The 23,055-nt window shown below is 70.2% G+C and carries 20 protein-coding genes; 4 read left to right on the top strand and 16 right to left on the bottom strand.

Annotation, left to right across the window (positions count from 1 at the left end; translation table 11 throughout):
• The 7 genes from LPC04_RS18985 to LPC04_RS19015 form a co-directional block, all read right to left on the bottom strand.
• A complete protein-coding gene (locus LPC04_RS18985) occupies positions 1-240 on the bottom strand; it encodes a hypothetical protein (protein WP_275683845.1) in 240 nt (79 codons plus the stop codon).
• Positions 241-339: 99 nt separating this feature from the next.
• Positions 340-1,026 carry an esterase gene (gene ypfH, locus LPC04_RS18990; protein ID WP_275683846.1) on the bottom strand — a complete coding sequence of 229 codons (687 nt, stop codon included), beginning with the start codon at positions 1,024-1,026 and terminating at the stop codon, positions 340-342.
• A 65-nt stretch (positions 1,027-1,091) separates the two neighbouring features.
• Positions 1,092-1,556, bottom strand: a complete 465-nt coding sequence (locus LPC04_RS18995) for an SRPBCC family protein (RefSeq protein WP_275683847.1) — start codon at positions 1,554-1,556, stop codon at positions 1,092-1,094.
• 51 nt (positions 1,557-1,607) lie between these two features.
• Complete coding sequence (locus LPC04_RS19000; protein ID WP_275683848.1) at positions 1,608-2,516, bottom strand: HDOD domain-containing protein; 909 nt, start codon at positions 2,514-2,516, stop codon at positions 1,608-1,610.
• Between the two features lie 87 nt (positions 2,517-2,603).
• Positions 2,604-4,520 carry a propionate--CoA ligase gene (locus LPC04_RS19005; RefSeq protein ID WP_275683849.1) on the bottom strand — a complete coding sequence of 639 codons (1,917 nt, stop codon included), beginning with the start codon at positions 4,518-4,520 and terminating at the stop codon, positions 2,604-2,606.
• A 55-nt stretch (positions 4,521-4,575) separates the two neighbouring features.
• The gene (locus tag LPC04_RS19010; RefSeq protein WP_275683850.1) at positions 4,576-5,382 is read right to left on the bottom strand and encodes an alpha/beta fold hydrolase; all 807 of its coding nucleotides are present in this window, start codon (positions 5,380-5,382) and stop codon (positions 4,576-4,578) included.
• Complete coding sequence (locus LPC04_RS19015; RefSeq protein ID WP_275683851.1) at positions 5,375-5,743, bottom strand: nuclear transport factor 2 family protein; 369 nt, start codon at positions 5,741-5,743, stop codon at positions 5,375-5,377. The genes LPC04_RS19010 and LPC04_RS19015 overlap by 8 nt, the downstream gene beginning before the upstream one ends.
• A 119-nt stretch (positions 5,744-5,862) precedes the next feature.
• Here LPC04_RS19015 and LPC04_RS19020 point away from each other — a divergent pair, with 119 nt between their 5' ends.
• On the top strand, positions 5,863-6,663 hold the full coding sequence (locus LPC04_RS19020) for a helix-turn-helix domain-containing protein (protein ID WP_275683852.1): 801 nt from the start codon (positions 5,863-5,865) through the stop codon (positions 6,661-6,663).
• Between the two features lie 396 nt (positions 6,664-7,059).
• Here LPC04_RS19020 and LPC04_RS19025 read toward each other — a convergent pair whose 3' ends face one another.
• Positions 7,060-8,259 (bottom strand): multidrug effflux MFS transporter, encoded by a 1,200-nt coding sequence (locus LPC04_RS19025; RefSeq protein WP_275683853.1) that lies wholly within the window; start codon positions 8,257-8,259, stop codon positions 7,060-7,062.
• Positions 8,260-8,324: 65 nt separating this feature from the next.
• Between LPC04_RS19025 and LPC04_RS19030 the strand changes: the two genes are divergently transcribed.
• The 3 genes from LPC04_RS19030 to LPC04_RS19040 all read left to right on the top strand — a co-directional run bounded on the left by LPC04_RS19030 (position 8,325) and on the right by LPC04_RS19040 (position 14,631).
• The gene (locus LPC04_RS19030; RefSeq protein WP_275683854.1) at positions 8,325-9,584 is read left to right on the top strand and encodes a leucine-rich repeat-containing protein kinase family protein; all 1,260 of its coding nucleotides are present in this window, start codon (positions 8,325-8,327) and stop codon (positions 9,582-9,584) included.
• Between the two features lie 45 nt (positions 9,585-9,629).
• Positions 9,630-12,059: a penicillin acylase family protein gene (locus LPC04_RS19035; RefSeq protein ID WP_275683855.1), complete on the top strand. Its 2,430-nt coding sequence runs from the start codon at positions 9,630-9,632 to the stop codon at positions 12,057-12,059.
• Positions 12,060-12,171: 112 nt separating this feature from the next.
• Positions 12,172-14,631: a putative bifunctional diguanylate cyclase/phosphodiesterase gene (locus LPC04_RS19040; RefSeq protein WP_275683856.1), complete on the top strand. Its 2,460-nt coding sequence runs from the start codon at positions 12,172-12,174 to the stop codon at positions 14,629-14,631.
• 3 nt (positions 14,632-14,634) lie between these two features.
• Here the strand turns inward: LPC04_RS19040 and LPC04_RS19045 are convergent, their stop codons facing one another.
• The 8 genes from LPC04_RS19045 to LPC04_RS19080 form a co-directional block, all read right to left on the bottom strand.
• Positions 14,635-16,644 carry an alpha-galactosidase gene (locus LPC04_RS19045; RefSeq protein ID WP_275683857.1) on the bottom strand — a complete coding sequence of 670 codons (2,010 nt, stop codon included), beginning with the start codon at positions 16,642-16,644 and terminating at the stop codon, positions 14,635-14,637.
• 325 nt (positions 16,645-16,969) lie between these two features.
• Positions 16,970-18,280 (bottom strand): citrate synthase, encoded by a 1,311-nt coding sequence (locus LPC04_RS19050; RefSeq protein WP_275683858.1) that lies wholly within the window; start codon positions 18,278-18,280, stop codon positions 16,970-16,972.
• Positions 18,281-18,574, bottom strand: a complete 294-nt coding sequence (locus LPC04_RS19055) for an FAD assembly factor SdhE (RefSeq protein WP_275683859.1) — start codon at positions 18,572-18,574, stop codon at positions 18,281-18,283. It lies immediately after the preceding gene.
• Positions 18,575-18,623: 49 nt separating this feature from the next.
• Positions 18,624-19,328, bottom strand: coding sequence for a succinate dehydrogenase iron-sulfur subunit (locus LPC04_RS19060; RefSeq protein ID WP_275683860.1), 705 nt, complete (start codon positions 19,326-19,328; stop codon positions 18,624-18,626).
• A 19-nt stretch (positions 19,329-19,347) separates the two neighbouring features.
• A complete protein-coding gene (sdhA, locus tag LPC04_RS19065) occupies positions 19,348-21,153 on the bottom strand; it encodes a succinate dehydrogenase flavoprotein subunit (RefSeq protein WP_275683861.1) in 1,806 nt (601 codons plus the stop codon).
• Positions 21,154-21,155: 2 nt separating this feature from the next.
• Positions 21,156-21,518 (bottom strand): succinate dehydrogenase, hydrophobic membrane anchor protein, encoded by a 363-nt coding sequence (gene sdhD / locus LPC04_RS19070; protein WP_275683862.1) that lies wholly within the window; start codon positions 21,516-21,518, stop codon positions 21,156-21,158.
• A gap of 14 nt (positions 21,519-21,532) precedes the next feature.
• Positions 21,533-21,961: a succinate dehydrogenase, cytochrome b556 subunit gene (gene sdhC / locus LPC04_RS19075; protein WP_275683863.1), complete on the bottom strand. Its 429-nt coding sequence runs from the start codon at positions 21,959-21,961 to the stop codon at positions 21,533-21,535.
• Positions 21,962-22,208: 247 nt separating this feature from the next.
• A complete protein-coding gene (locus LPC04_RS19080; RefSeq protein ID WP_275683864.1) occupies positions 22,209-22,943 on the bottom strand; it encodes a GntR family transcriptional regulator in 735 nt (244 codons plus the stop codon).
• Between the last annotated feature and the right edge of the window lie 112 nt (positions 22,944-23,055).

Genomic DNA, 23,055 nt, shown 5'->3' on the forward strand with positions numbered 1-23,055 from the left:
TCAGGCCGCCAGCGCCTCACGCATGATCAGCGCGCCCTGGACCTTCACGACCATCGTCTCGCCGGCTTCGGTCAGGCGCAGCGAACCGCCGCTCCATTGCAGCCAGCGCAGCGAGATCAGCTGCTCGATGGTCTGCTCGGGGACGTCGCACGCGCGGCGGCGCATCAGCGCGTCCACGGTGGTGAGCAACGCCTGCTGCAAGGCGGGGGTGATCTTGGCGGCGATGTTGGCGGCAGTCATGTGCGTTCCTTGTGGGTTGACGCAACGATAGCGATGCCCCTGCGCGACCGCAGTCGGTGCCGGCAGCGTTCCGCTGTAGGACGGCACCGACTCGACCATTCACTCGCCGTCGCCTCGGCCTTCGCTTTCGCGCGCCGCGCGCATCGCCGCCTCCCACGTGCGCTTCGGCAGGTGCCCGCGCAGGCGCTCGATCAGCAGTTCCGCGATCTCCGCATTGATCTGGTGGCCCACCTGCGGCAGGACGTCGGCGGTGACGTCGGCGCCGATGGCCACGAGGTGCTCCGCGGCCTCCACGGTGAAGCCGTACGGGATCACCGGATCGGCCTTGCCGTGGAACATGTGCAGCGTGGTGGCGGGGTTGGGCGTCTCCGGCAGCAGCGCGAAGCGACCGGCGATCGAGACCACCCGGCCGGCGATCGCCGGTCGGTCGCGCGTCGATTCGAGCGCCATGATGCCGCCCTGCGAGAAGCCGATCAGCGCCACCGCGTCGAGGCCGACGCCCGCTTCCTCCTGCCAGCGGGCGACCGTCTCGACGAAGGCCGGCATCGCGGCCTCGACCCGCGCGACGCGGTTCTGCTCGTCGATGCCGTTCACCGAGAACCATTCGCGCCCCGCGCCGGACGCCGACGGCGCCGCGACGCTGACGATGAAGGCCTGCGGAAATTCCGCCGCCAGCACGTGGCCCAGCGGCGCCAGATCCTGCGCGTTGGCGCCCACGCCGTGGAACAGCAGCATCAGCTGCTGCGCGGGCCCGGCGGGGCGGGCGACGATGATGGAGTCGGACATGCGGGGCTCTCGTGCGCGAAGCGTGAACCCGTGATTGGATCACGCCGCCCGCGGCCGCGCTGCGCTCAGGTGATCCGTGCGCGCGCGTGACGCGCGGCCGCGAGCGCGCGCAGGCCCTGGAAGAACTGGCGGGCCATCTCGTGCGCCGCCAGCTCGATCAGCGGCGAGCCCAGCACGCCGATGACGCCCTCGATGGCGATGCTGATGTCGGCGTGCAGCGTGCTGGCCGCGCTGCCGGCGGGCACCAGCTGAAGCACCGCGCTGCCGGAGCCGCCGGTGCGTTCCGTGCGGGCCTCGAAGTGCAGCGTGCAGCGGCGCGGCGCCTGCGCGTCGCGCCGGTGCACGTAGACCGTCAGGTGGGAGGTCGTCAGTCCCATGGCCACCGCCATCTCGGCGACGAACTCGTCCGGCGCGATCTCCATCAGCGATTCGCAGCCCGGCAGCGCACGCCGCAGCAGGGCGACGTCGTTCAGCGCCGTCCAGGCTTCATCCAGCGGGACGGGAAGGGTGTGGCTTTCGCTGAGGCGCATGCGCCCAGCGTACGCGCGCTGCCGAGCCGCGTATGTCGGAGGAGCGGACGTTCAGACGCCAGTGGCCGCGAACTGCGCGTGGACGTCTTCGCACCAGGTCTCGAGATCCGCCTCGGTCATGCCCAGCGCGGCCAGCGCGATCGCGCCGCCCTTGCTCCATTCGATATGGCGGTTCAGGCCTTGATAGCGCTGGATGATGGTCTCGCAGACCAGCCCGAGGGCGACCAGCTCGCGCACCTGCGGCGGCATCGGGCCCATCCACGAGCTGTATTCGTGGTGCAGGCGCGTGGCCAGCACGGCCGTCTGCGAGACGCCCCAGGTGCGCGCCGTGAGCGCGCCCACCAGCGCGTGGTCGACGCCATGGATCGATTGCTCGAGCGCCGTGATGCTGCCTTCGTGCACGTTGCACTTCTCCAGCGTGGCGACGTAGCCGTTCTTGCCCGGGAAGCGCTGCAGGAGGATCGCGATGCCCAGCTCGACGAACAGGCCGTAGGTGTGGGCCAGCGCGGGCGGCACGACGCGGCGCGTGCGGGCCAGGTAGGTCATCGCGCGGGCGCGCTTGGCCGAGACGTCCCAGAAGCGGACGAAGCCCGGGCCCGTGGCGGGCAGCAGCTTGCGCAGCACGATCTCCGTGAAGATCGCCTGGCACTGCGCGAAACCCAGCAGCTGGAAGGCCTGGTCGACGGTGTCGGCGCGGCGGCTCAGGCCCATCAGCGGCGAATTGGCGTACTTGAGCAGCGCGGCGGACAGCGCGACGTCGGAGCCGGCGATGTCGGCCACGCGCTTGAGCGACGGATCGTCGCGCTCGAGCTCCTGCTGCAGGTCGACCAGCAACTGCGGACGCGCCGGGATGCCGATGTCGCGCACCAGCGCCTGGAGCGCCTTTCCGTCGAGGTCGGCGAGGGCGAGCAACTGGTCGCCGCCCATTTCGGGCAGCGCGGTGAGGGCGGAGGCATCCATGCGAGAAGGTTCCGTGTTGACTGATCCGTATCGGGCTTATCGGCCTTTCTGCGGAACAGTTGAGCGGGACGCGGTGCCCAAGTTGTTTCAAGCCGCGTCGGCGGCCCCGCGAATATGCGCCAGCGCGGCGGGGTCGTCCAGCGTGGTGAGGTCGCCCGGATCGCGGCCCTCGCAGATGGCCTGGATGGTGCGCCGCAGCAGCTTGCCGGAGCGCGTCTTCGGCAGGCCGCTGACGAAGCGCACGCGGGCCGGGCGCGCGACGGCGCCCAGCGTCTCGTCGACGCGCTTCATCACCTCGGCCTCCAGCGCCCGCGCCAGCTCGGGCGTGGCGACGCGCGCGGCGTCGCGCGGCACGGCGAAGGCCATGGCGACCTGGCCCTTGAGCGCGTCGGCCACGCCCACCACGGCCACCTCGGCGATGGCCGGGTGCCCGGAGATGCTCTCCTCGATCTCGCGCGTGCCCAGCCGGTGGCCGGCGCAGTTGATGACGTCGTCGGTGCGGCCGAGGATGAAGAAGTAGCCGTCCTCGTCGCGCACCGCCCAGTCGAAGGTCGAATAGACCTGCCGGCCGGGGATGCTGTGCCAGTAGGTCTGCACGAAGCGCTCGTCGTCGCCCCAGACCGTCTGCATGCAGCCGGGCGGCAGCGGGTAGCCGAGCGCTAGCACGCCCTTCTGGTTCGCGCCGGTCAGCTCCTCGCCGGTGTGTTCGTCGAGCAGCAGCGCGCGGTAGCCGAACACCGCCTTGCCGGGAGAGCCCAGGCGCGTCTTCGCGGGCTCGACGCCATTGAGCAGCGTCAGGATCGGCCAGCCGCTCTCGGTCTGCCAGTAGTTGTCGATGACGGGCTTGCCGATGCCGTCGCGGATCCATTCGGCGGTGGGCGCGTCCAGCGGCTCGCCGGCCAGGAACAGCCCGCGCAGCGACGACAGGTCGTGACGCTTCAGCAGCGCGGGATCCTGCTTCTTCAGCACGCGGATCGCCGTCGGCGACGAGAACATCACCGAGACCTTGTACTTCTCGACCAGCCGCCACCAGATGCCGCCGTCCGGTTGCCCGCCGAAGCCCTGGATCGGCAGGCCTTCCACCATGAGCGTCGTCATGCCGGCGATCAGCGGGCCGTAGACGATGTAGCTGTGGCCGACGACCCAGCCGATGTCGCTGGTGCAGAACCAGGTCTCGCCCGGATGGCCGTCGAAGATGGTCGGGATCGAGGCCGCGAGCGCGACGGCGTAGCCGCCGGTGTCGCGCTGCACGCCCTTGGGCTTGCCGGTCGTGCCCGAGGTGTAGAGCGTGTAGCTGGTGTGTGTCGCGTCGACCCACGCACACGGCACGCTCGCGTGCGCGTGACGCGCGCGCAGCGTCGACCACGCGACATCACGGCCCTCGACGACGGCGGCCGGCGCGAGCCCGCGATCGACCATCAAGACATGCGCCGGCTCGTGCGACGCGAGCGCGATGGCCTCGTCCAGCAGCGGCTTGTAGGCGATCACCTTGCCGCCGCGCGAGCCGGCGTCGGCGCTGACGATCACCGCCGGCCGCGCGTCGTCGATGCGCGCCGCGAGGCTCGTGCTGGCGAAGCCGCCGAACACGACCGAGTGGATCGCGCCCAGCCGCGCGCAGGCCAGCATCGCGAACGTGGCCTCGGGAATCATCGGCATGTACAGCAGCACGCGGTCGCCCTGGCGCACGCCAAGTTCCTGCAGCGCCGCGGCCATCGTCATGACCTCCTGCAGCAGTTGCGACGTCGTCCACGTGAGTTCCTGGTCGACCTCGGTCGACACCCACACCAGCGCGGCCCGGTCGGGATGCGTGGCGGCGTGGCGGTCGACCGCGTTGTGGCACAGGTTCGTCAGCCCGCCGGGAAACCACTGCACGAACGGCGGGTTCGAGGTGTCGCAGACGCGGTCGAACGGCTTGTGCCAATCGATGCGGCGCGCCTGCTCGGCCCAGAACGTTTCCGGATCGTCTAGCGACTGTTGGATGAACTCCGCGGCGGTCGTGGCCATGCTGTCTCCGGCTTTGCTGCGTGCAACCGGATGGTGCCACGAGACCGCCGCGGCTTCAGCGGGCGCGCTCGGCGATGTCGTCGGCCAGTCGGCGCGCGTGCGTCACCATCGGGCCATGCGCGACGCCTTCGTACTCGAGGTATTCCGCATCGGGCCTGAGCGCGAGCACGCGCTGGCCGCACAGCGCGGGCGGCGCGGAGACGTCGAGGTCGCCCTGGATGATGGTCAGCGGCACGTCGACCCGCGCGAGCTCGGCGCGGAAGTCCGATTGCACGACGACGGCCTGGTAGTCGACAATCGCGCGCCGCGAGCAGCCCTGCACCATGGCCGCCAGCCACGCGATCGTGCGATCCGGCGCGCCCGGCGCGAAGGGCTCGGCGTTCTCGGCAATCCATCCGTCGAGGTCCTCGCGCAGCTGCCGATTGACGGCCGCGAAGGCCTCGGGCGGCAGGCCGTCCGGATTCGTCACCGACAGCATCGGCGCGGGCAGCGTCGCGCCGACCAGGATCACGCGTGCGATGCGCGACGCGCCGCGGCGCGTGATCGCGCGCACCACCTCGCCGCCGGCCCCCGAGTGGGCGACGACCGTGCAGGCGCGCAGGTCCAGCGCGTCCATCACGTCGGCGAGGTCGTCGGCCAGCGTGTCGTAGTCCATCGGGCCCGGGTCGCTGGAGCGGCCGTGGCCGCGGCGGTCGTACGAGATGGCGCGCAAACCGGACTCCTCGAGCCGCAGCATCACGGTGGCCCAGAGGTCGGACGTCATGGCCCAGCCGGGCAGCAGCAGCACCGGCGCGCCGCGGCCCCAGTCGCGCACGAACAGGCGGGCGCCCGAGCGGGTGCGGATGAAGTCGTCGTCACGCATGGCCGACGCTCCCGTCGAGGAAGCCGATCACCTCGACGACGCGGCCGTCGTCGTCCAGCCGCGCGACATCGGTGCCGCTGGCCACCGGCGCGCCGCCGACCGCGCCCAGCGACCACGAGAAGCGCGCGAACGCACCGTGGCCGTCGGGCTCGCCGCGCGGCGTGAACTGGAGGCCGGGGAATTGCGCGCGCGCCGTCTCGATCATGCGGGCGATGCCGTCGTGGCCCTGGCCGGACATCAATGGATCGGCGTAGCGGCCCTGCGGGCTCCACAGCGCGGCGATCAGGGCCTGGCGGCGCGCCGTGTCGGCCTCGTTCCAGGTGGCGAGGTAGCGGTCGGCGATGGCATGCGGGGTGGTCATGGCGAAGTCCTTGGTTGGCATCGCGAAGCTGCGATGGACGCATGGTCGCGAGCGCCACGAGGCCAGTCCATTACCTCGCAGGTCATGGACGCGCGCCGCACCGGTGCTATCTTTTCGCCATGACTTCCATCGCTCTCCCACCGCAGGCCGGCGTCGGCGACCTGCTGCGCGAATGGCGCCAGCGGCGCCGTCTCAGCCAGCTCGAGCTTGCCGGCGAGGCCGACATCTCGACGCGCCACCTGAGCTTCGTCGAGAACGGCCGCTCGGTGCCCAGCCGCGGCATGCTGATGCGCCTGGCGGAGCGCCTCGACATGCCGCTGCGCGCGCGCAACGAGATGCTGCACGCGGCCGGCTTCGCGGCGCTGTATTCCGAGCGCGCGCTGGACGCGCCGGAGATGTCGGTCGCTCGCCGCACGGTCGACGCGGTGCTGAACGCGCACGCGCCGTTCCCGGCGCTGGCGGTCGATCGGCACTGGACGCTCGTGGCCAGCAACGCGGCGATCGCGCCGCTGCTGGCGGGCGTCTCGCCCGCGCTCCTGCAAGGCGAGGTCAACGTGCTGCGCCTGAGCCTGCATCCCGAAGGCCTCGCGCCGCGCATCGACAACCTGGCCGAATGGCGCGCCCACCTGCTCGCGCGCCTGCAGCAGCAGATCGACCGCTCGGGCGACGCGCAGCTCGTCGCGCTGCATGCGGAGCTCGCCGCCTATCCGACGCGCGCAGCGGACACGCCCGCGCACGACTTCGGCGGCATCGCCGTGCCGCTGCGCCTGCGCGTGCCGGGGTTGGACGTGCCGCTGTCGTTGATCAGCACGACGACGGTGTTCGGCACGCCGGTGGACGTGACCCTGTCCGAGCTTGCGCTGGAGTGCTTCTATCCGGCCGACGATCGCACGCGGGAGGCGTTGCAGCGCGCTGCATGACAGGGCGGCGGTCGCGCGGACGTCAGGCCGGATGACGCTGCGGCGGTCGCAGCCCTGCCGCCGTCAGCGGGTACTGGCGCAGGCGGTCTGTTCGGTGCCTGCGGCGCATGGCGCTTCGCCGGGAGGCGCAGCGCGATGTGGGCGGCTGGCGCTCGGAGATCTCGCGTCGTGGGGCGGGTGGGCGTTCCTGTTTCGCTCATGCGTCCGCGGTCGGCCGCAGGCCGTAGCCGACCGCGAACGCATGAGCGAGACGGCAAGCGCCGCCTCCCCGCGTCGCGCGGTCTCCGAACGCCACCTCGCCCCGCGCAACGCCACCCGGCGAGGCGCCCTGCGCCGCAGGCATCAAGGCATGGCTGCAGCCAAATCGGAGCGGCAATCTCGAAGGTGCTGCGCGCTTCAATGCGTCGGCGCGGCGTTGCGCTCGCTGCGCAGCGTGATCGCCGCCATCCCCCACGTCAGCACCGCCGCACCCGCGACACCCGCCAGCATCGGCCGCGCGGTGCCGTCGACGACCAGGCCCATCAGCGCCATGAAGATCGCGCCGCCGACCATCTCCATCGTGCCCATCAACGCGGACGCGGCGCCGGCGATGGCGCCGTGGTGCTCGAGGGCCATCACCGTCGTCGACGGAATGACGAGGCCCAGGAAGCCGAAGCCGATCATCAGCATGACGATCAGCGTGGCGAGGTGGTCGATGCCGGCGAGGTTGAGCGCCGAGCCGGCGCACATCGTCAGCGCGAAGCCGGCCACCGACACCGACACCACGCGCTTGAGACCGTAGCGATGGCCCAGCCGGCCCGCGAGCTGCGACGCGCCGATGAAGGACGCGGCGTTGACGGAGAACGCCAGGCCGTACTGGCGCGGCGTCAGCCCGTAGTGGTTGATCAGCACGAACGACGAGTTCGACAGGTAGATGAAGAACGAGGCGACGCCCAGCGAGACGACGCCGGCCAGGCCGAGGAAGTGCGGGTCGCGCAGCAGCGTCGCGAAGGCGCGGCCGGTGCTGGCGAAGCCGCTGGCGGCGCGCTCGGCGGCCGGGCGCGTTTCCTCCAGCGCGAAGCGGGCCAGCGCGAGGCCCAGCACGCCGAGCGTGCCCACCACCGCGAAGATCGCGGGCCAGCCGCCGGCGTCGATGACGACGCTGCCCATCACGGGCGCGAGGATGGGGCTGACGCTGAACACGAGCATCAGCAGCGACATCAGGCGCGCGGCCTCGGCGCCGGTGTGCAGGTCGCGCACGACGGCCAGCGTGATGACGTTGGGCGCGCCGCCGCCCAGGCCCTGCACGAAGCGGAACGCGATCAGCCAGCCGATGCTGGGCGAGAACGCGCAGCCCACGCTGCCGGCGATGAACAGGACGATGCCGACGTATAGCGGCGTCTTGCGGCCGAACATGTCCGAGGCCGGGCCATACAGCAACTGGCTCAGCGCGAAGGCCAGGAAGAACGTCATCAGGCTCAGCTGCACCTGGTGCACGTCGGCATGCAGCGCGCGGCCGATGGCGGGCAGCGCGGGCAGGTACATGTCGATCGCGAACGGGCCGATGGCCGACAGCAGGCCCAGCACGAGGGCCAGGCGCAGGAAGTTGTGTTTCATGGGAGGCGGCGTGCCGCGCAAAGCGAGCCGCGAAGTATAGGGAGCCCGGTGACAATGCCGTCCTGATGACCGCCAACCTGACCACGCTCGCCGACCTGCGCGCCGGCCGCCTCGCGGGTGCCACGCACCTCGACCTCCGGCACGGCGGCCTCGACGAATTCCCGCGCGAGATCTTCGCGCTGGCCGACACGCTGACGATGCTGGATCTTTCGAGCAACCGCCTGCGGGCGCTGCCCGACGACCTGCCGCGGCTGCACGCGCTGCGCACGCTGTTCTGCTCGAACAACCGCTTCGAGACGCTGCCGGCGTCTCTCGGCGCGTGTCCCGCGCTCGACCTCGTCGGCTTCAAGGCCAACGCGATCGCGCACGTGCCGGCATCGTCGTTGTCGCCGCGGCTGCGCTGGCTGATCCTGAGCGACAACCGCGTCGAGGCGATGCCCGGGACGCTGGGCGCGTGCCGCGGCCTGCGCAAGCTCGCGCTGGCCGGCAACCGGCTGACGGCGCTGCCGGTGGGCATCGCCAACTGCGAGGCGCTGGAGCTGATCCGCCTGTCGGCCAACGCGTTCGCCCGCATCGAGGACGCCTTGCCCGACGGCCTGCTCGCGCTCCCGCGCCTGAGCTGGCTCGCGGTTGCGGGCAATCCGTTCAACGTCGACCAGGAGACACGCGCGCTCGCGGCAACGCCCATCGCGCGGATCGACTGGAGCGAGCTGCAGCTCGGCGAGCTGCTAGGCGAGGGCGCGTCGGGCCACATCTGGTCGGCGCGCTGGCGTCCCGCGCAGGGCGAGGACCGGCTCGTGGCCGTCAAGCTGTTCAAGGGCGCGATGACCAGCGACGGCCTGCCGGGCAGCGAGATGGCCGCGTGCATCGCGGCCGACGTGCACGCGCACGTGATCGGCGTCGAGGGCCGCATCGCCGGCCATCCGCAGGACGCACAAGGCCTCGTGATGGGCCTGATCCCGCCGCGCTACCGCAGCCTCGCCGGCCCGCCGAGCCTGGCGAGCTGCACGCGCGACGTCTACGCACCCGGGCTGCGCTTCACGGGAGCGCACGCGCGCTCGATCGCGCGCGGCGCGCGGGACGCGCTCGTGCACCTGCACGCGCAGGGGCTGATGCACGGCGACTTCTACGCGCACAACCTGCTGGTCGACGACGACGCCCACGCGCTGCTGGGCGACTTCGGCGCCGCGTCCTTCCTGCCCGAGGACGACGATGCGCGCGCCGAGGCGTTGAGGCGCATCGATCGCCGCTCGCTCGGCGTGCTGGTCGACGAGCTCGCGCAGCGTTGCGACGATCCGGGCGCGCTGGCCGACCTGCGCCCCTAGAATCGCCGGCACGCACCGCGTCGAGTGCGTCAACAGGGAGACCGGATGCCGCGCTTGCGCTCGATGGGACGCCTGATCGCCTGGATCGTGCTGGCGATCCTCGCGCTCGCCGCGCTGCTGGCGGCCGCCGCGCTGTGGCAGGTGCATCGCAGCGTGCCGATGCTCGATGGCCAGGCGCACGTGGCGGGACTGCAGTCAGCCGTGACGATCGCGCGCGACGAGCGCGGCACCGCGGTCGTCAAGGGCGCGAACCGGCTCGACGTCGCACGCGGCCTCGGCTTCGTGCATGCGCAGGAGCGCTTCTTCGAGATGGACCTCACGCGCCGTTCGGCCGCGGGCGAGCTGTCGGCGCTGTTCGGGCCGGTGGCCCTCGAGCACGACAAGCAGCGCCGCCTGCATCGCCTGCGCGCGATGCTGGCCGCGCGGCTTTCGACGATGGATTCCGGCGAGCGAGCGCTGCTGCAGGCCTACGCCGATGGCGTCAACGCGGGCCTGGCGCAACTGGGCGCGAAGCCATGGCAATACCTGTTGCTGCGTGCCGAGCCGCAGCCCTGGCAACCGGTCGACTCGCTGCTGGTGATCGGCGAGATGTTCTGGATGCTGCAAGGCAACAGCGTCGATGAAGGTCTTGAGCGTGCCCAGTTGCGCGAGTGCATCGGCGGCGAGATGTTCGACTGGCTGGAGCCGCGCGGCGGCCACTGGGATGCGGCGCTCGATGGCTCCGTGCTGACGCCGGGCGCCGTGCCGGGCCCCGACATCATGGATCTGCGCCGCACACCCGCGACGCCGGTGCCCGCGAAGGACTCGCCCGTCGCGCGCAGCGACGCGCCCGCGTTCCTGGACGACGTCGGAGCGCTCGATCGCCACGAGCCCATGACAGGCAGCAACAACTGGGCCGTCGGCGGCACGCGCAGCGTGAGCGGCGACGCGATGCTCGCCAACGACATGCACCTGGGCCTGGGCGTGCCGGCGATCTGGTTTCGCGCGCAGTTCGAGATCGGCGGCGACGCGCCGATCCGTGCCGAGGGCGTGACGCTGCCCGGCGTGCCGGCGATGGTGGCGGGCTCGAACGGTCACGTGGCCTGGGGCTTCACCAATTCATATGGCCAGTGGTTCGACTGGGTCAAGGTGCCCGAGCGCCCGGATCCCGCGCAACTGACGCACCTGACCGAGACCATCGCCGTCAAGGGCGCTGCCGACGTCAAGCTGGACGTCGTTCAATTCGGCGGCCTGCCGGTGGTCGCGAAGCAGGGCGCCCAGTCGTATGCGCTGCATTGGGTGGCGGACTTCGGCGATGCGTACGGCTTGGCGCTGGACGACATGCTGAAGGCCGGCGACGTGAGATCCGCGCTGAGCGTCGCGGCGGCGTCCGGCATTCCCGAGCAGAACCTGCTCGTCGCGGACACCCACGGAGCCATTGCCTGGACCATCGCCGGGGCGCGCCTGAACACGCAGACGCCGACGTCGGCGAACTTCGGGCGCTTCGTCGATGCGGCCGCGCTCGGGCAATTGCATCGTCCGCAATTGACGCCGCCCGGCGCCGCCGTGCTGCCGATCGACGACGCGCCCGCCAACGACCAGTTGTGGACCGCGAACGCTCGAACCTACGAGCCGGAGGCGACGTCGCCGCCCGCGTTCGACACGACCATCGGCGACGGCGGCTACGACCTCGGCGCCCGCGCGCAGCAGATCCGCGACCGCCTGAAGGCGACGCCGCGGTTCGACGAGACGACGCTCGGCGCGATCCACTTCGACGACGAGGCGCTGTTCCTGCGCCCTTGGGCCGGCCGCATCGTGGCGATTGCCGCGAGCCCGACGTCGCGTCCCGAGATCACGAAGCTGCTCAACGACTGGAACGGCCGCGCCGATGCCGACCAGGCCGGCTATCGGCTCGTCAGCGAGGTGCGCAAGCGCGTGCTGGACGCGCTGTGGGCGGCCTGGAGCCAGCCGCTGGTCAAGGCCGGCCAATGTCCCGCACGCAAGTACGACTGGCACGCGCGCTTCGAATACGCGGCCGAGGAGGCGCTCGACAAGCAGCCCGCGCACCTGCTGCCGCGCGGCTTCGCGAGCTGGGACGCGTTCCTGCTCGCGCAGATCGACGCGACCGTGGCCGACATGACGCGCAGCGGCGCGCGTCCGCTCGCGCAGGCGACCTGGGGCGAGGCCAACCGCAGCCACGTCGGCCACGTGCTGTCGCGCGCGCTGCCGGTGCTGTCGCGCGTGCTGGACATGCCGTCGCTGCCGCAGTCGGGCGACCGCAACATGCCGCACGTGGCGGCGCCGGCGTTCGGGCAGTCGGAGCGTCTGGTCGTCGCGCCGGGCCACGAGGAGCGCGCGACGTTGAGCATGCCGGGCGGCCAGAGCGGCCATCCGATGTCGCCCTACTACGGCGCCGGCCACGCCGACTGGGTGGCCGGCCGGGCAACGCCACTGTTGGCCGGGCCGCCGCAGCATGTGTTGACTTTGTCACCCTGAGCACGCGCGCTTCGGGGCAAACCCGCGGCGCGCAGGGTCAAGTTCGGCGGGATGGGGCCGATACCTCCGGGAATCCCCCGCCTTCGCGGGCGGCCAGCCCCGAGAACCTTCCGTGCCCGCTTCGAAACCCGCAACGACGTCCGCGAAGAACAGCGTCCTGCCACAGGCCGAGTGGGCGACCTGGGGCCGCCTGGTCCAGGTCTACCAGGGCCGGGACACGGAGTCCGCCGAGATCCGCGCGCGCCTGGTGCAGTGGGTGACCTTCGTGTCGCCGTGGCTGATGGTGCTCAACATCATCAGCGCGGTGTCGCTCGCGCTGACGCTGCCGGTTCCCGTGGCGCCCTGGCTGCGCTGGTCGTGGTGCGGGCTCGTCTGCACGATGTGCGCGCTGGGCCTGGTCGGCTGGCTGCGCCATCGCCACAAGACGCCCACCCGCGTCAGCCCGCGGCTGGTGCGCAAGGCCACGATCCACGCCGGCGCGCTCGGCGTGCTGTGGGCGACGCTGCCGTGGGCGGTGTTCCCCGACGGCTCGCCGCTGGCGCAGGTGCTGATCGCCGGCGTGATGACGGGCATGGTCGCCGGCGGCGGCTTCGTGCTGACACCGCTTGCGCCCGCCGCGATCGCCTACACCGTCGTCATCGGCATCTCGACCAGCGTCGCGGCCGCCCGCATTCACGACCCCATTGCGGCGCTGCTGTCGGCGCTGATGGCCGGCTACACCGTCGTGAGCGTCGCCGCGGTGCTCCTGGGCGCGCGCCGCTCGGCGGGCGCTTTGCGCGCGGAGCGCGAGGCCGAGCGGCAGGGCCAGCTCGTCGCGCTCCTGCTGAAGGACTTCGAATCGCAGTCCGCCGACGTCATGTGGGAGACGGATGCCACCGGCCGCCTCGTGCGCATCACGCCCAAGCTGACGGCGCTGATGCGCCTCGACGAGGCCTCCAGCAGGCGTTCGCTGCTGGGCTGGTTCGAGCAGCAGGCCGCCGGCGCCGAGGCGCGCGACGCCGTCGCGCAGCTGCGCCAGGCCTTCGCCACGGGCCAGGCGTTCCGCCAGCGCGGCGTCCCGGTGGTCGTCGCCGGCTCGGCGCGACGCTGGTCGATCACCGCGCGTCCGCTGGTCGACGAGTCCGGCCAGGACCAGGGCTGGCGCGGCGTCATCACCGACATCACGCTGGAGCACGACGCGCAGTCGCGCATGCAGCAGCTGGCGCTGGTGGACTCGCTGACCGGCCTGGCCAACCGCACGCAGCTGCGCGACAAGCTGCAGCTCAAGCTCGCGTCGGCCGCGAGCAAGCCGGCCGCGCTGCTGTGCCTGAACATGGATCACTTCAAGCGCGTCAACGACATGTTCGGCCACGCGGCCGGCGACGTCGTGCTGCGCGAGACCGCGCGCCGGCTGCGCAAGCTGGTGCGGGCATCCGACGTCGTGGCGCGCGCCGGCGGCGACGAGTTCGCCGTGCTGCTGGACGACATCGCGAGCGAGGAGGACGCGCTGCGCTTCGGCCAGCGTGTGGTCGCCGAACTCGATCGCGGCTTCGCGAGCGACGCCGGCATCATCAACAGCGGGGCGAGCGTCGGCGTGGTGGCGATCCCTGCGCACGGCACCACGGTCGACGAGCTGCTCGCCAACGCGGACCTGGCGCTGGGCACCGCCAAGACCGGGGGCCGCGCGCGCGCCGAGATGTTCCGGCCCGACATGGGCGAGCGGCTGCGCCTGCGCATGACGATGGAGCGCGACCTGCGCCTGGCGGTGTCGCGCAAGGAGCTGCGCCTGCACTGGCAGCCGCAGGTCGACACCGCCGAATGGCGCATCAGCGGCTGCGAGGCGCTGCTGCGCTGGCAGCACGGCGAGCTGGGCCTGGTGCCGCCGATGAACTTCATTCCGATGGCCGAGGAGACCGGCCTGATCGTCGAGCTTGGCGCGTGGGTGCTGGACGAGGCCTGCCGCGTCGGCGCGCAGAAACTGCCGGGCCTGATGGTGGCGGTCAACGTGTCGCCGATCCAGGTGGTGCGCGACGACTTCGTCAACGTCGTGCGCAAGGCGCTGGCCGCCAGCGGCCTGCCGGCGCAGCGGCTCGAGATCGAGATCACCGAGTCGCTGTTCATCGACGCCTCGCCGAAGGCGCTGAAGAACCTCGAGACGCTGCGCCAGATGGGCGTGCGCGTCGCGCTCGACGACTTCGGCACCGGCTACTCGTCGCTCGCCTACCTGCGCCAGTTCCCGTTCGACACGCTCAAGATCGACCGCGCGTTCGTGCGCGAGCTGGTCACGCAGCACGACGCGCGCGCCATCGTGCGCAGCATCGTCGACCTGGCCAGCGCGCTGGGCATGAGCACCGTGGCCGAGGGCGTCGAGGAGCCCGCGCAGTACGAGCTGCTGCGGCGCGCGGGCTGCGCCGGCGTGCAGGGCTTCCTGATCGCGCGGCCGATGCTGATCGACCAGGTCGTCGAGATGATCGAGAGCTGGGCGATGCAGCGCGCGCCGAAGTCGGACTCCGTGCCCGACTCGATCTTCGCCCCGCTGGACGACACCGTGCCGGGCGAGCTGCGCTCGATCGACGGCGGCGTGATCCACTGACGATCAACGCACCGGCGACAGCTCCCACACCAGCACCTGGAAAGGCGCCAGGTGCACGCTGGCCGGCTGGCCCGCGGTGAAGGGCCGCGGCGATGCCTGCTCGTAGGCCGGCCGGGCGTTCCAGGTGCGCGCTTCCTGCCGGGGCAGCTCCAGCGCGGCTCCGATGTCCAGCGCGAAGTCCTGCGGCTGGTCGCTCGGGTTGCGCAGCGCGACGATCGCCGCGCCCGGGCTCCACGACGCCCAGCCGTAGACCTGCAGCCGCGCCGGATCGCCGCCGATCCAGTGGCTGTCGCGCAGCGTCGCGGCACGGTCGCGCGCCCACCTGGCGGCGGTGGCGAGATCGTCCCAGTTGCGTTCGGTGAGCAGGTCGGGCGAGACATACATCTCCTGCAGGCCGGTGCCGCTGGCGAAATACGAGCGCACTTCCGACCTGAAGTCGCCGGACGGATCGACGTTGAGTCCGCGCGCGCTGCGCGCGTAGACGATGCCGTGCAGCATCAGCGAGTTCAGCGGATAGAGCGGGCCGAGGCGCACGATGCCGCCATAGGTATCGGCGTCGCGGTAGGTGATCCAGCGCTGGCGATTGCTGCCGACGCCGGCGAACTCGTGATCCTCGCCGCCGCGCCAGATCGAGTCGGCGGTGCGCAGCCAGAACGGCGACGGCCAGGTGCCGGTCGTGAGATTGACGAACAGGTCGGGCTTGACCTGGCGCAGGTCGCCGATCAGCGCGATCGCGGCGGCGAAGTCGCTGTCGAACGCGCTGCCCGGCGTGACCTTGTCCGGACTGCCGGTGCCATCCAGCTTGAACTGGTTGATGCCGTAGTCCTTCAGCAGGCCCATCGTGGCATCGTGGAACAGCGCGTAGTACTTCGGGCCGGACAGCGCGAGGCCCTGGTCGTCGACCTCGAAGCCGCCGGCCTTCGCCGCGGCGAGGCGCTCCTGGCGCGGCGGGCCGTAGCCGCCCCACGGCGACAGCCACACGCCCGGCTCGGCGCCGACGCGCTCGGCGGCCTCGCGCACCGGCGTGAAGCCGTGCGGGAAGTGCTCGTTGAACTGCCACAGGTGCCGGTGGTCGTCCCAGCCGTCGTCGAACAGGAACGAGTCCATCTTCACGCCGCGTTCCTTCACGAGCTTGCGGCCGTAGGTGTCGATCACGTGGACGGCCTCCTGCTCGGAGTAGGGCGTGAAGTAGCCGATGTCGTACCAGGAGTTGTAGTGCAGGAAGGTGCGGAACGGCGTGGCGCGCTCGTTCTCGAGATAGGCCGTGAAGCCGCGCCGCAGCTGGCCGGGGGGCGCGGCGCCGAAGACGGCCGAATAGTCGACCGGCACGTGCGCGCGCAAGGGCAGCACGCGCCGCACGAACTGCAGCGCGTGCGCGCCGTCGATGCGCGTCTCGGCCATCGGGTGCTCGAAGCCGAAGAAGCGGTCGTCGGCGACCACGACGGAGCCCGTGGTGGTGCCCGCGGTCCAGGCCTTGTCGAGATCGAGGTCGAGCAGGGCGACCTGGGCGATGTCGAGGTCGGTGGCGGACTCGAAGCGCACCTCCTCGCGCACGTAGTCCGCGCCGTCGCGCAAGACCGCGCGCCAGGTCGCGCGCAGGCCCGTGCCCGCCTGGCTCAGGCTCGCGCGAAGCGCGACGCCGGCGTGGCGCTCCGCGGCGCGGGCGGCATCCGGGCGGCCTGCGACGACCTCGCAGACCGGTGCCGAGTCGAGCCGGAATTCGCCGGAGGCCGTGCGCTTCTTGTCGCGCGTGGTGACGGAGAACAGCTCGCCCTTCAAGGCATGCGGTGCCTTCGCGAAGCCGTTGTCGAACGCCGTCGGTGTCAGCGCGCCGTCATGCATGCCGAGCGCGAAGCGCAGCGCGATGTTGCGCAGCTCGGCCTCGCCGTCGGCCACGCCGCAGTGCGCGGCGCCGGGTTCCAGCGGCAGCCATGGCGCGGGCAGGGCGGGCGTCGCGGCGAACGCCGGCGCGAAGGTCAGCGCGAGCAGGGACGCGAAGAGGCGGACGGGCATGGAGGCTCCCGAGTCATCGATGTGGACGATTGTCGCCATCCGCCCCGCCGCTGACTGAGCGTCCGCGAGCTCGATTTCCGAACAAAAAAAGGCCGCTCGTCGAGCGGCCTTTTCATGCGAGGCGTCGCGAGACGCCGCGGTTCAACGCTCGCCGATCAGCTTGACCTGGCGCGGCGCGGCTGCCAAACGCGGCTTGCGTTGAGCCGATGGCGCGCTGCGCGCGCCCCGGCGATTCAACGCTCGCCGATCGGCTTGACCTGGCGCGGCGCGGCTGCCGAACTCGGCTTGCGTTGAGCCGATGGCGCGCTGCGCGCGCCCCGGCGATTCAACGCTCGCCGATCGGCTTGACCTGGCGCGGCGCGGCGCCCGAGAACAGCTGGCGCGGACGGCCGATCTTGTACTCGGGGTCGGCGATCATCTCGTTCAGCTGGGCGATCCAGCCCACCGTGCGCGCGAGCGCGAAGATGGCCGTGAACAGGCTGACCGGGATGCCGATCGCGCGCTGCACGATGCCCGAGTAGAAGTCGACGTTCGGGTAGAGCTTGCGGGCGACGAAGTAGTCGTCTTCCAGCGCGATCTTCTCGAGCGCCATCGCCAGCTTGAACAGCGGGTCGTTGTGCAGGCCGAGTTCGTTGAGCACCTCGTGGCAGGTCTCGCGCATCAGCTTGGCACGCGGGTCGTAGTTCTTGTAGACGCGGTGGCCGAAGCCCATCAGCTTGATGCCGGAGTTCTTGTCCTTGACCTGCGTGATGAACTCGCCGATCTTCTCGACGCCGCCGCGGCGCTGGATGTCTTCCAGCATGTTGAGCGCGGCCTCGTTGGCGCCGCCGTGGGCCGGACCCCACAGGCAGGCGACGCCGGCGGCGATGGCGGCGAACGGGTTGGTGCCCGACGAGCCGCACAGGCGCACCGTGGACGTCGACGCGTTCTGCTCGTGGTCGGCGTGCAGGATGAAGATGCGGTCCAGCGCGCGCTCGATCACCGGGCTCACGTGGAAGTCCTCGCACGGCGTGGCGAACATCATGCGCATGAAGTTGCCGGCGTAGCTGAGATCGTTCTTCGGGTAGATGAACGGCTGGCCGACCGAGTACTTGTAGGCCATCGACACCAGCGTCGGCATCTTGGCGATCAGGCGGATCGCGGCGATGTCGCGGTGCTCGGGGTTATTGATGTCCGTCGAGTCGTGATAGAAGGCCGACAGCGCGCCCACCAGGCCGGTCATGACCGCCATCGGATGCGCATCGCGACGGAAGCCGCGCAGGAAGAAGTGCATCTGCTCGTTGACCATCGTGTGGTGCGTCACGCGATTGACGAACTCGCTCTTCTGGTCGGAGTTGGGCAGCTCTCCGTACAGCAGCAGGTGGCAGGTCTCGAGGAAGTCGCAGTTCACCGCGAGCTGTTCGATCGGGTAGCCGCGGTACAGCAGCTCGCCCTTGTCGCCGTCGATGTAGGTGATCGCGGAATTGCAGGACGCGGTCGACAGGAAGCCCGGGTCATACGTGAACTTGCCGGTCTGGCCGTAGAGCTTGCGGATGTCGATCACTTCGGGACCGATGGTGCCCTTGTAGATCGGCAGCTCCATGCTGGGGCTGCCATCGGAGAACGACAGGGTCGCTTTGACGTCGGAGGGGGTCATTTAGAGTTTCCCTTTCTGGAGGACTGTGGCAGCAGGACGGCGCATCAGCGCCAGTACTTCGTTGACTTCAGGGGTGTCGAGCTCGCCATCGGGCTCGCGCCGGGCGAGCAGGAGGTCGAGCAGGTCGTTGTCGGGCAGGTCCATCAGCGGCTGCAAGCCCGCCACGTGGCGGATCGTCAACCCGTCACCCTGCTCGTTGAAGAAGCGCTCGATGAACAGGTCGTTCTCGAGCAGCCCGCGCTTGCACCGCCACTTCAGGCGGTTCAGCTCGGTCGGGTCGATGGCGGCGTCCATTGTGCGAAAAGTGACGATGCGTGATTAGAGGTGCGCGTCGGCTCGGAGTTCAGACCGCGCGGCGCACCATCATTTCCTTGATCTTGCCGATCGCCTTCGTCGGGTTCAGGCCCTTCGGGCAGACGTCGACGCAGTTCATGATCGTGTGGCAGCGGAACAGGCGGTACGGATCCTCGAGATTGTCCAGGCGCGCACCGGTGTCCTGGTCGCGGCTGTCGGCGATGAAGCGATAGGCCTGCAGCAGGCCGGCCGGGCCGACGAACTTGTCCGGGTTCCACCAGAAGCTGGGGCACGACGTGGAGCACGACGCGCACAGGATGCACTCGTACAGGCCATTGAGCTCGTCGCGCTCCTCGGGCGACTGCAGGCGCTCCTTCTCGGGCGGCGGCGTGTCGTTGACCAGGTACGGCTTGATCGAGTTGTACTGCTGGAAGAACTGCGTCATGTCGACGATCAGGTCGCGGATGACCGGCAGGCCGGGCAGCGGCTTGAGCACGATCGTCTGCGGCAGCGACAGCATGTTGGTCAGGCACGCGAGGCCGTTCTTGCCGTTGATGTTCATCGCGTCCGAGCCGCACACGCCCTCGCGGCACGAGCGGCGGTACGAGATCGTCGGGTCGATCGACTTCAGCTTGATCAGGGCGTCCAGCAGCATGCGTTCCGATCCGTCGAGCTCGATCTCGAGGGTCTGCATGTAGGGCTTGTCGTCCTTGTCCGGGTCATAGCGGTAGATCTGGAAGGTGCGCTTGGTCATGGCTTTTATCCTTGTGGCGTCAGAACGAACGCACGGCCAGGGGAATCGATTCCGTCGTCAGCGGCTTGAGCTTGACCGGCTTGTAGTCGAGGCTGTTGGTCGCGCTGTACCACAGCGTGTGCTTGAGCCAGTCGACGTCGTTGCGGCCCAGCGGGTTCCTGGGCGAATCGGCCGGTTCCTCGTAGTCGACGACCACGTGGGCGCCGCGGCATTCCTTGCGCGCGGCCGCGGAGACGATCGTGGCCTGGGCGACCTCGATCAGGTTCTCCACTTCCAGCGCCTCGATGCGCGCGGTGTTGAACACCTTGGACTTGTCGCCCAGCGTGATGTTGCCCACGCGCTCGCGCAGCGCCGCGATCTGCTTGACGCCTTCGTCGAGCAGCGCCTGCGTCCGGAACACGCCGGCGTGCTTCTGCATCGTCGAACGGATGTCGTTGGCAACCGTCTGCGCGTATTCGCCGCCGACGTTGTTCTCCAGGCGCGCCATGCGCGCCAGCGTGCGTTCGGCGGCGTTGGCCGGCAGCGGCTTGTTGGCCTTGGCCTTGAGGTCGGCAGCGACGATGTGGTTGCCCGCGGCGCGGCCGAACACCACCAGGTCCAGCAGCGAGTTGGTGCCCAGCCGGTTCGCGCCGTGCACGCTGACGCAGGAGCATTCGCCCACCGCGTACAGGCCGTTGATCACCGCGTTCGGATCGCCGTCCTTGGGCGCGACGACCTGGCCGTGGATGTTGGTCGGGATGCCGCCCATCTGGTAATGGATGGTCGGCACCACGGGGATCGGCTCCTTCGTGATGTCGACGTTGGCGAAGTTGTGGCCGATCTCCAGCACCGAGGGCAGGCGCTTCATGATCGTCTCGACGCCCAGGTGGGTCATGTCGAGGTGGATGTAGTCCTTGTTCGGACCGCAGCCGCGGCCTTCCTTGATCTCCTGGTCCATGCAGCGCGAGACGAAGTCGCGCGGCGCGAGATCCTTGTAGTGCGGGGCGTAGCGCTCCATGAAGCGCTCGCCGTCGGCGTTGCGCAGGATCGCGCCCTCGCCGCGGCAGCCTTCCGTCAGCAGCACGCCGGCGCCGGCGACGCCGGTCGGGTGGAACTGCCAGAACTCCATGTCTTCCAGCGGGATGCCCGCGCGCGCGGCCATGCCCAGGCCGTCGCCGGTGTTGATGAACGCGTTGGTCGACGCCTGGTAGATGCGGCCCGCGCCGCCGGTGGCCATCAGCACCACCTTGGCCTCGAGGATGTGCAGGTCGCCCGTCTCCATCTCGATGGCGGTGACGCCCACGACGTCGCCGTCGGCGTCCCGGATGAGATCCTGCGCCATCCACTCGACGAAGAACTGCGTGTGCGACTTGACGTTCTGCTGGTACAGCGTGTGCAGCAGCGCGTGGCCGGTGCGGTCGGCCGCGGCGCAGGCGCGCTGCACGGCCTTCTCGCCGTAGTTGGCGGTGTGGCCGCCGAACGGGCGCTGGTAGATCGTGCCGTCGGCGTTGCGGTCGAACGGCATGCCGAAGTGCTCGAGTTCGTAGACGACCTTGGGCGCCTCGCGGCACATGAACTCGATCGCGTCCTGGTCGCCGAGCCAGTCGGAGCCCTTGACGGTGTCGTAGAAGTGGAAGTGCCAGTTGTCCTCGCTCATGTTGCCGAGCGACGCGCCGATGCCGCCCTGGGCCGCGACGGTGTGCGAGCGCGTGGGGAACACCTTCGAGAGCACGGCGACGTTCAGGCCGGCGAGCGACAGCTGCAGCGAGGCGCGCATGCCCGAGCCGCCCGCGCCGACGATGACGACGTCGAACTTGCGCTTGGTGATTTTGTTGTCGACGGACATTCTCAGATTCTCCAGAGGACTTGCAGGGCCCAGCCGGCACAGCCGACGAGCCAGGCGATGGCGGCAACTTGCAGCACGAGGCGCGCGGCCATCTGCTTGACGTAGTCCATCAGGACGTCGCGCACGCCGACCCAGGCGTGCCACAGGATGGAGGCGATCATGACGAAGGTGAGCACCTTCATCCATTGCGGGGCGAAGATGCCGGCCCACTTGGCGTAGCTCATCTCGCCGGGCGTCAGGCACTCGATGACGATGATGACGGTGAACAGCGCCATCAGGCAGGCGGTGGCGCGCTGCACCAGCCAGTCGCGCAGGCCGTAGTGGGCGCCGACGACGACGCGCTTGGATCCGTAGTTGGTAGACATGGTTGTGCGTACTGTCAATAGCCGACGAACAGCTTGTAGGCGAACACCAGCGTCAGCAGCGCGGCGACGCCGATCGCGACGAGTGCGGACACGCGGCCGAATTCCTTGTCCACCGTGTGCGTGAAGTCCATGTACAGGTGGCGCACGCCGGCGCAGAAGTGCTGCAGGAAGCCCCAGATCAGCGCCAGCGCGGCGAGCTTGACGACGAAGGCCGGCACGAAGCCGATGCCGCCGATGAACGCGGTGCGGAACTGGTCGAACGTGACCTCGGACGACAGGCTGGTGTCGAACATCCAGATCACGAACGGCATCAGGATGATCAGGATCAGCCCGCTGACGCGGTGCAGGATGGACACCCAGCCGGCCGGCGGCAGCCGGTACTGGGTCGCATCGATCAGATGCATCGTCCCGGGTCGTTTCTTGATCGCCTTCGCGTCAGCCATGATGGTGCGTCCTTCTCGTTATGTCGTCTGGGCGGCGCCAACGGTGCGCCACCTGGTTGCCGGCGCCTGCACGCCGCGGTTCGCCGTCGCCTGAAGGCGGCGGGGACCGGTAAAACCCGCGAATTTTATGGCAATGCAACATGCGTTGCCCAAGTCGGGATTGGAATCCGCAGATCGTCGCTTTTCCCGCGAATGGCGGGTGGCCGAAGGGCTCGGAAGGAGTCGTCGCGACGCTGTCATGGTGCGGTCAGCTCAGCGTGTTGCGGTAATGGTGGCTGTCGGTGCGGTAGAGGCCGCGTCGCAGTTCGACCGGCCGGTCGCCGTACGTGAACGACAGGCGCTCCACCGACAGCAGCGGCGTGCCCTCGGGCACCGCCAGCACCTCGGCGGTCGAGGCGTCGGCCGCGACCGCGCGGATCTTTTCCTCGGCGCGGATCATGCGCACGCCGAACTCCGTCTCGAACATGTTGTACATCGGGCCGATGTAGCCGGTCAGGCGCTCGGCGGTGAGGCCCTTGAACATCAGGGCCGGCAGCCAGATCTCGTCGAGCACGACGGGGCGCTCGTCCTGGGCGAGCGTGCGGCGGATCAGGATCGCGCCCTCGGCGCCCTTCAGGTCGAGCGCGCGCGCGACGGGCGCGGGCGGGCGCATGCGCTTGCAGTCGATGAAGTGGCGCTCCATGCCCCGGGTCTTGCCATCGTCGGGCGCCAGGCGCAGGAAGCGGTACTGGATCTGCTCTTCCGCGTGCGTCGCGACGAAGGTGCCCTTGCCCTGGCGGCGCACCAGCAGGTTCTCGGTGGCGAGCTCGTCGATCGCCTTGCGCACCGTGCCCTGGCTGACGCGGTAGCGCGCGGCCAGGTCGGTCTCGGCGGGAATCGCCTCGCCCGGCTTCCATTCGCCTTCCTGCAGGCTGCGCGTGATCAGCAGCTTGATCTGCTGGTACAACGGGCTGAAGGCGGGGCCGGACGGATCCGAGGACATGGGCAGCGGCGGCAGGAGGGTTGGGCGGCCCGCAAGCGAAGGGCCGCCGCGATTGCAGCACAGCGCGGCGGCCGCCGTCCACCTTGTCTCGAGCATCCGACTTGGCTTGTCT

Source organism: Scleromatobacter humisilvae, from assembly GCF_023231945.1.
Taxonomy (GTDB): Bacteria; Pseudomonadota; Gammaproteobacteria; order Burkholderiales; family Burkholderiaceae_C; genus Scleromatobacter; species Scleromatobacter humisilvae.

Bases quoted from the DNA above. Each gene is read 5' to 3' on its own strand.
- LPC04_RS18985 (WP_275683845.1), bottom strand. From the start codon at position 240: ATGACTGCCGCCAACATCGCCGCCAAGATCACCCCCGCCTTGCAGCAG.
- LPC04_RS18995 (WP_275683847.1), bottom strand. From the start codon at position 1,556: ATGCGCCTCAGCGAAAGCCACACCCTTCCCGTCCCGCTGGATGAAGCC.
- LPC04_RS19060 (WP_275683860.1), bottom strand. From the start codon at position 19,328: ATGACCAAGCGCACCTTCCAGATCTACCGCTATGACCCGGACAAGGAC.
- LPC04_RS19000 (WP_275683848.1), bottom strand. From the start codon at position 2,516: ATGGATGCCTCCGCCCTCACCGCGCTGCCCGAAATGGGCGGCGACCAG.
- ypfH (WP_275683846.1), bottom strand. From the start codon at position 1,026: ATGTCCGACTCCATCATCGTCGCCCGCCCCGCCGGGCCCGCGCAGCAG.
- LPC04_RS19035 (WP_275683855.1), top strand. From the start codon at position 9,630: ATGCCGCGCTTGCGCTCGATGGGACGCCTGATCGCCTGGATCGTGCTG.
- sdhD (WP_275683862.1), bottom strand. From the start codon at position 21,518: ATGTCTACCAACTACGGATCCAAGCGCGTCGTCGTCGGCGCCCACTAC.
- LPC04_RS19005 (WP_275683849.1), bottom strand. From the start codon at position 4,520: ATGGCCACGACCGCCGCGGAGTTCATCCAACAGTCGCTAGACGATCCG.
- LPC04_RS19080 (WP_275683864.1), bottom strand. From the start codon at position 22,943: ATGTCCTCGGATCCGTCCGGCCCCGCCTTCAGCCCGTTGTACCAGCAG.
- LPC04_RS19045 (WP_275683857.1), bottom strand. From the start codon at position 16,644: ATGCCCGTCCGCCTCTTCGCGTCCCTGCTCGCGCTGACCTTCGCGCCG.
- LPC04_RS19050 (WP_275683858.1), bottom strand. From the start codon at position 18,280: ATGACCCCCTCCGACGTCAAAGCGACCCTGTCGTTCTCCGATGGCAGC.
- LPC04_RS19010 (WP_275683850.1), bottom strand. From the start codon at position 5,382: ATGCGTGACGACGACTTCATCCGCACCCGCTCGGGCGCCCGCCTGTTC.
- sdhC (WP_275683863.1), bottom strand. From the start codon at position 21,961: ATGGCTGACGCGAAGGCGATCAAGAAACGACCCGGGACGATGCATCTG.
- LPC04_RS19030 (WP_275683854.1), top strand. From the start codon at position 8,325: ATGACCGCCAACCTGACCACGCTCGCCGACCTGCGCGCCGGCCGCCTC.
- LPC04_RS19015 (WP_275683851.1), bottom strand. From the start codon at position 5,743: ATGACCACCCCGCATGCCATCGCCGACCGCTACCTCGCCACCTGGAAC.
- LPC04_RS19025 (WP_275683853.1), bottom strand. From the start codon at position 8,259: ATGAAACACAACTTCCTGCGCCTGGCCCTCGTGCTGGGCCTGCTGTCG.
- sdhA (WP_275683861.1), bottom strand. From the start codon at position 21,153: ATGTCCGTCGACAACAAAATCACCAAGCGCAAGTTCGACGTCGTCATC.
- LPC04_RS19020 (WP_275683852.1), top strand. From the start codon at position 5,863: ATGACTTCCATCGCTCTCCCACCGCAGGCCGGCGTCGGCGACCTGCTG.
- LPC04_RS19055 (WP_275683859.1), bottom strand. From the start codon at position 18,574: ATGGACGCCGCCATCGACCCGACCGAGCTGAACCGCCTGAAGTGGCGG.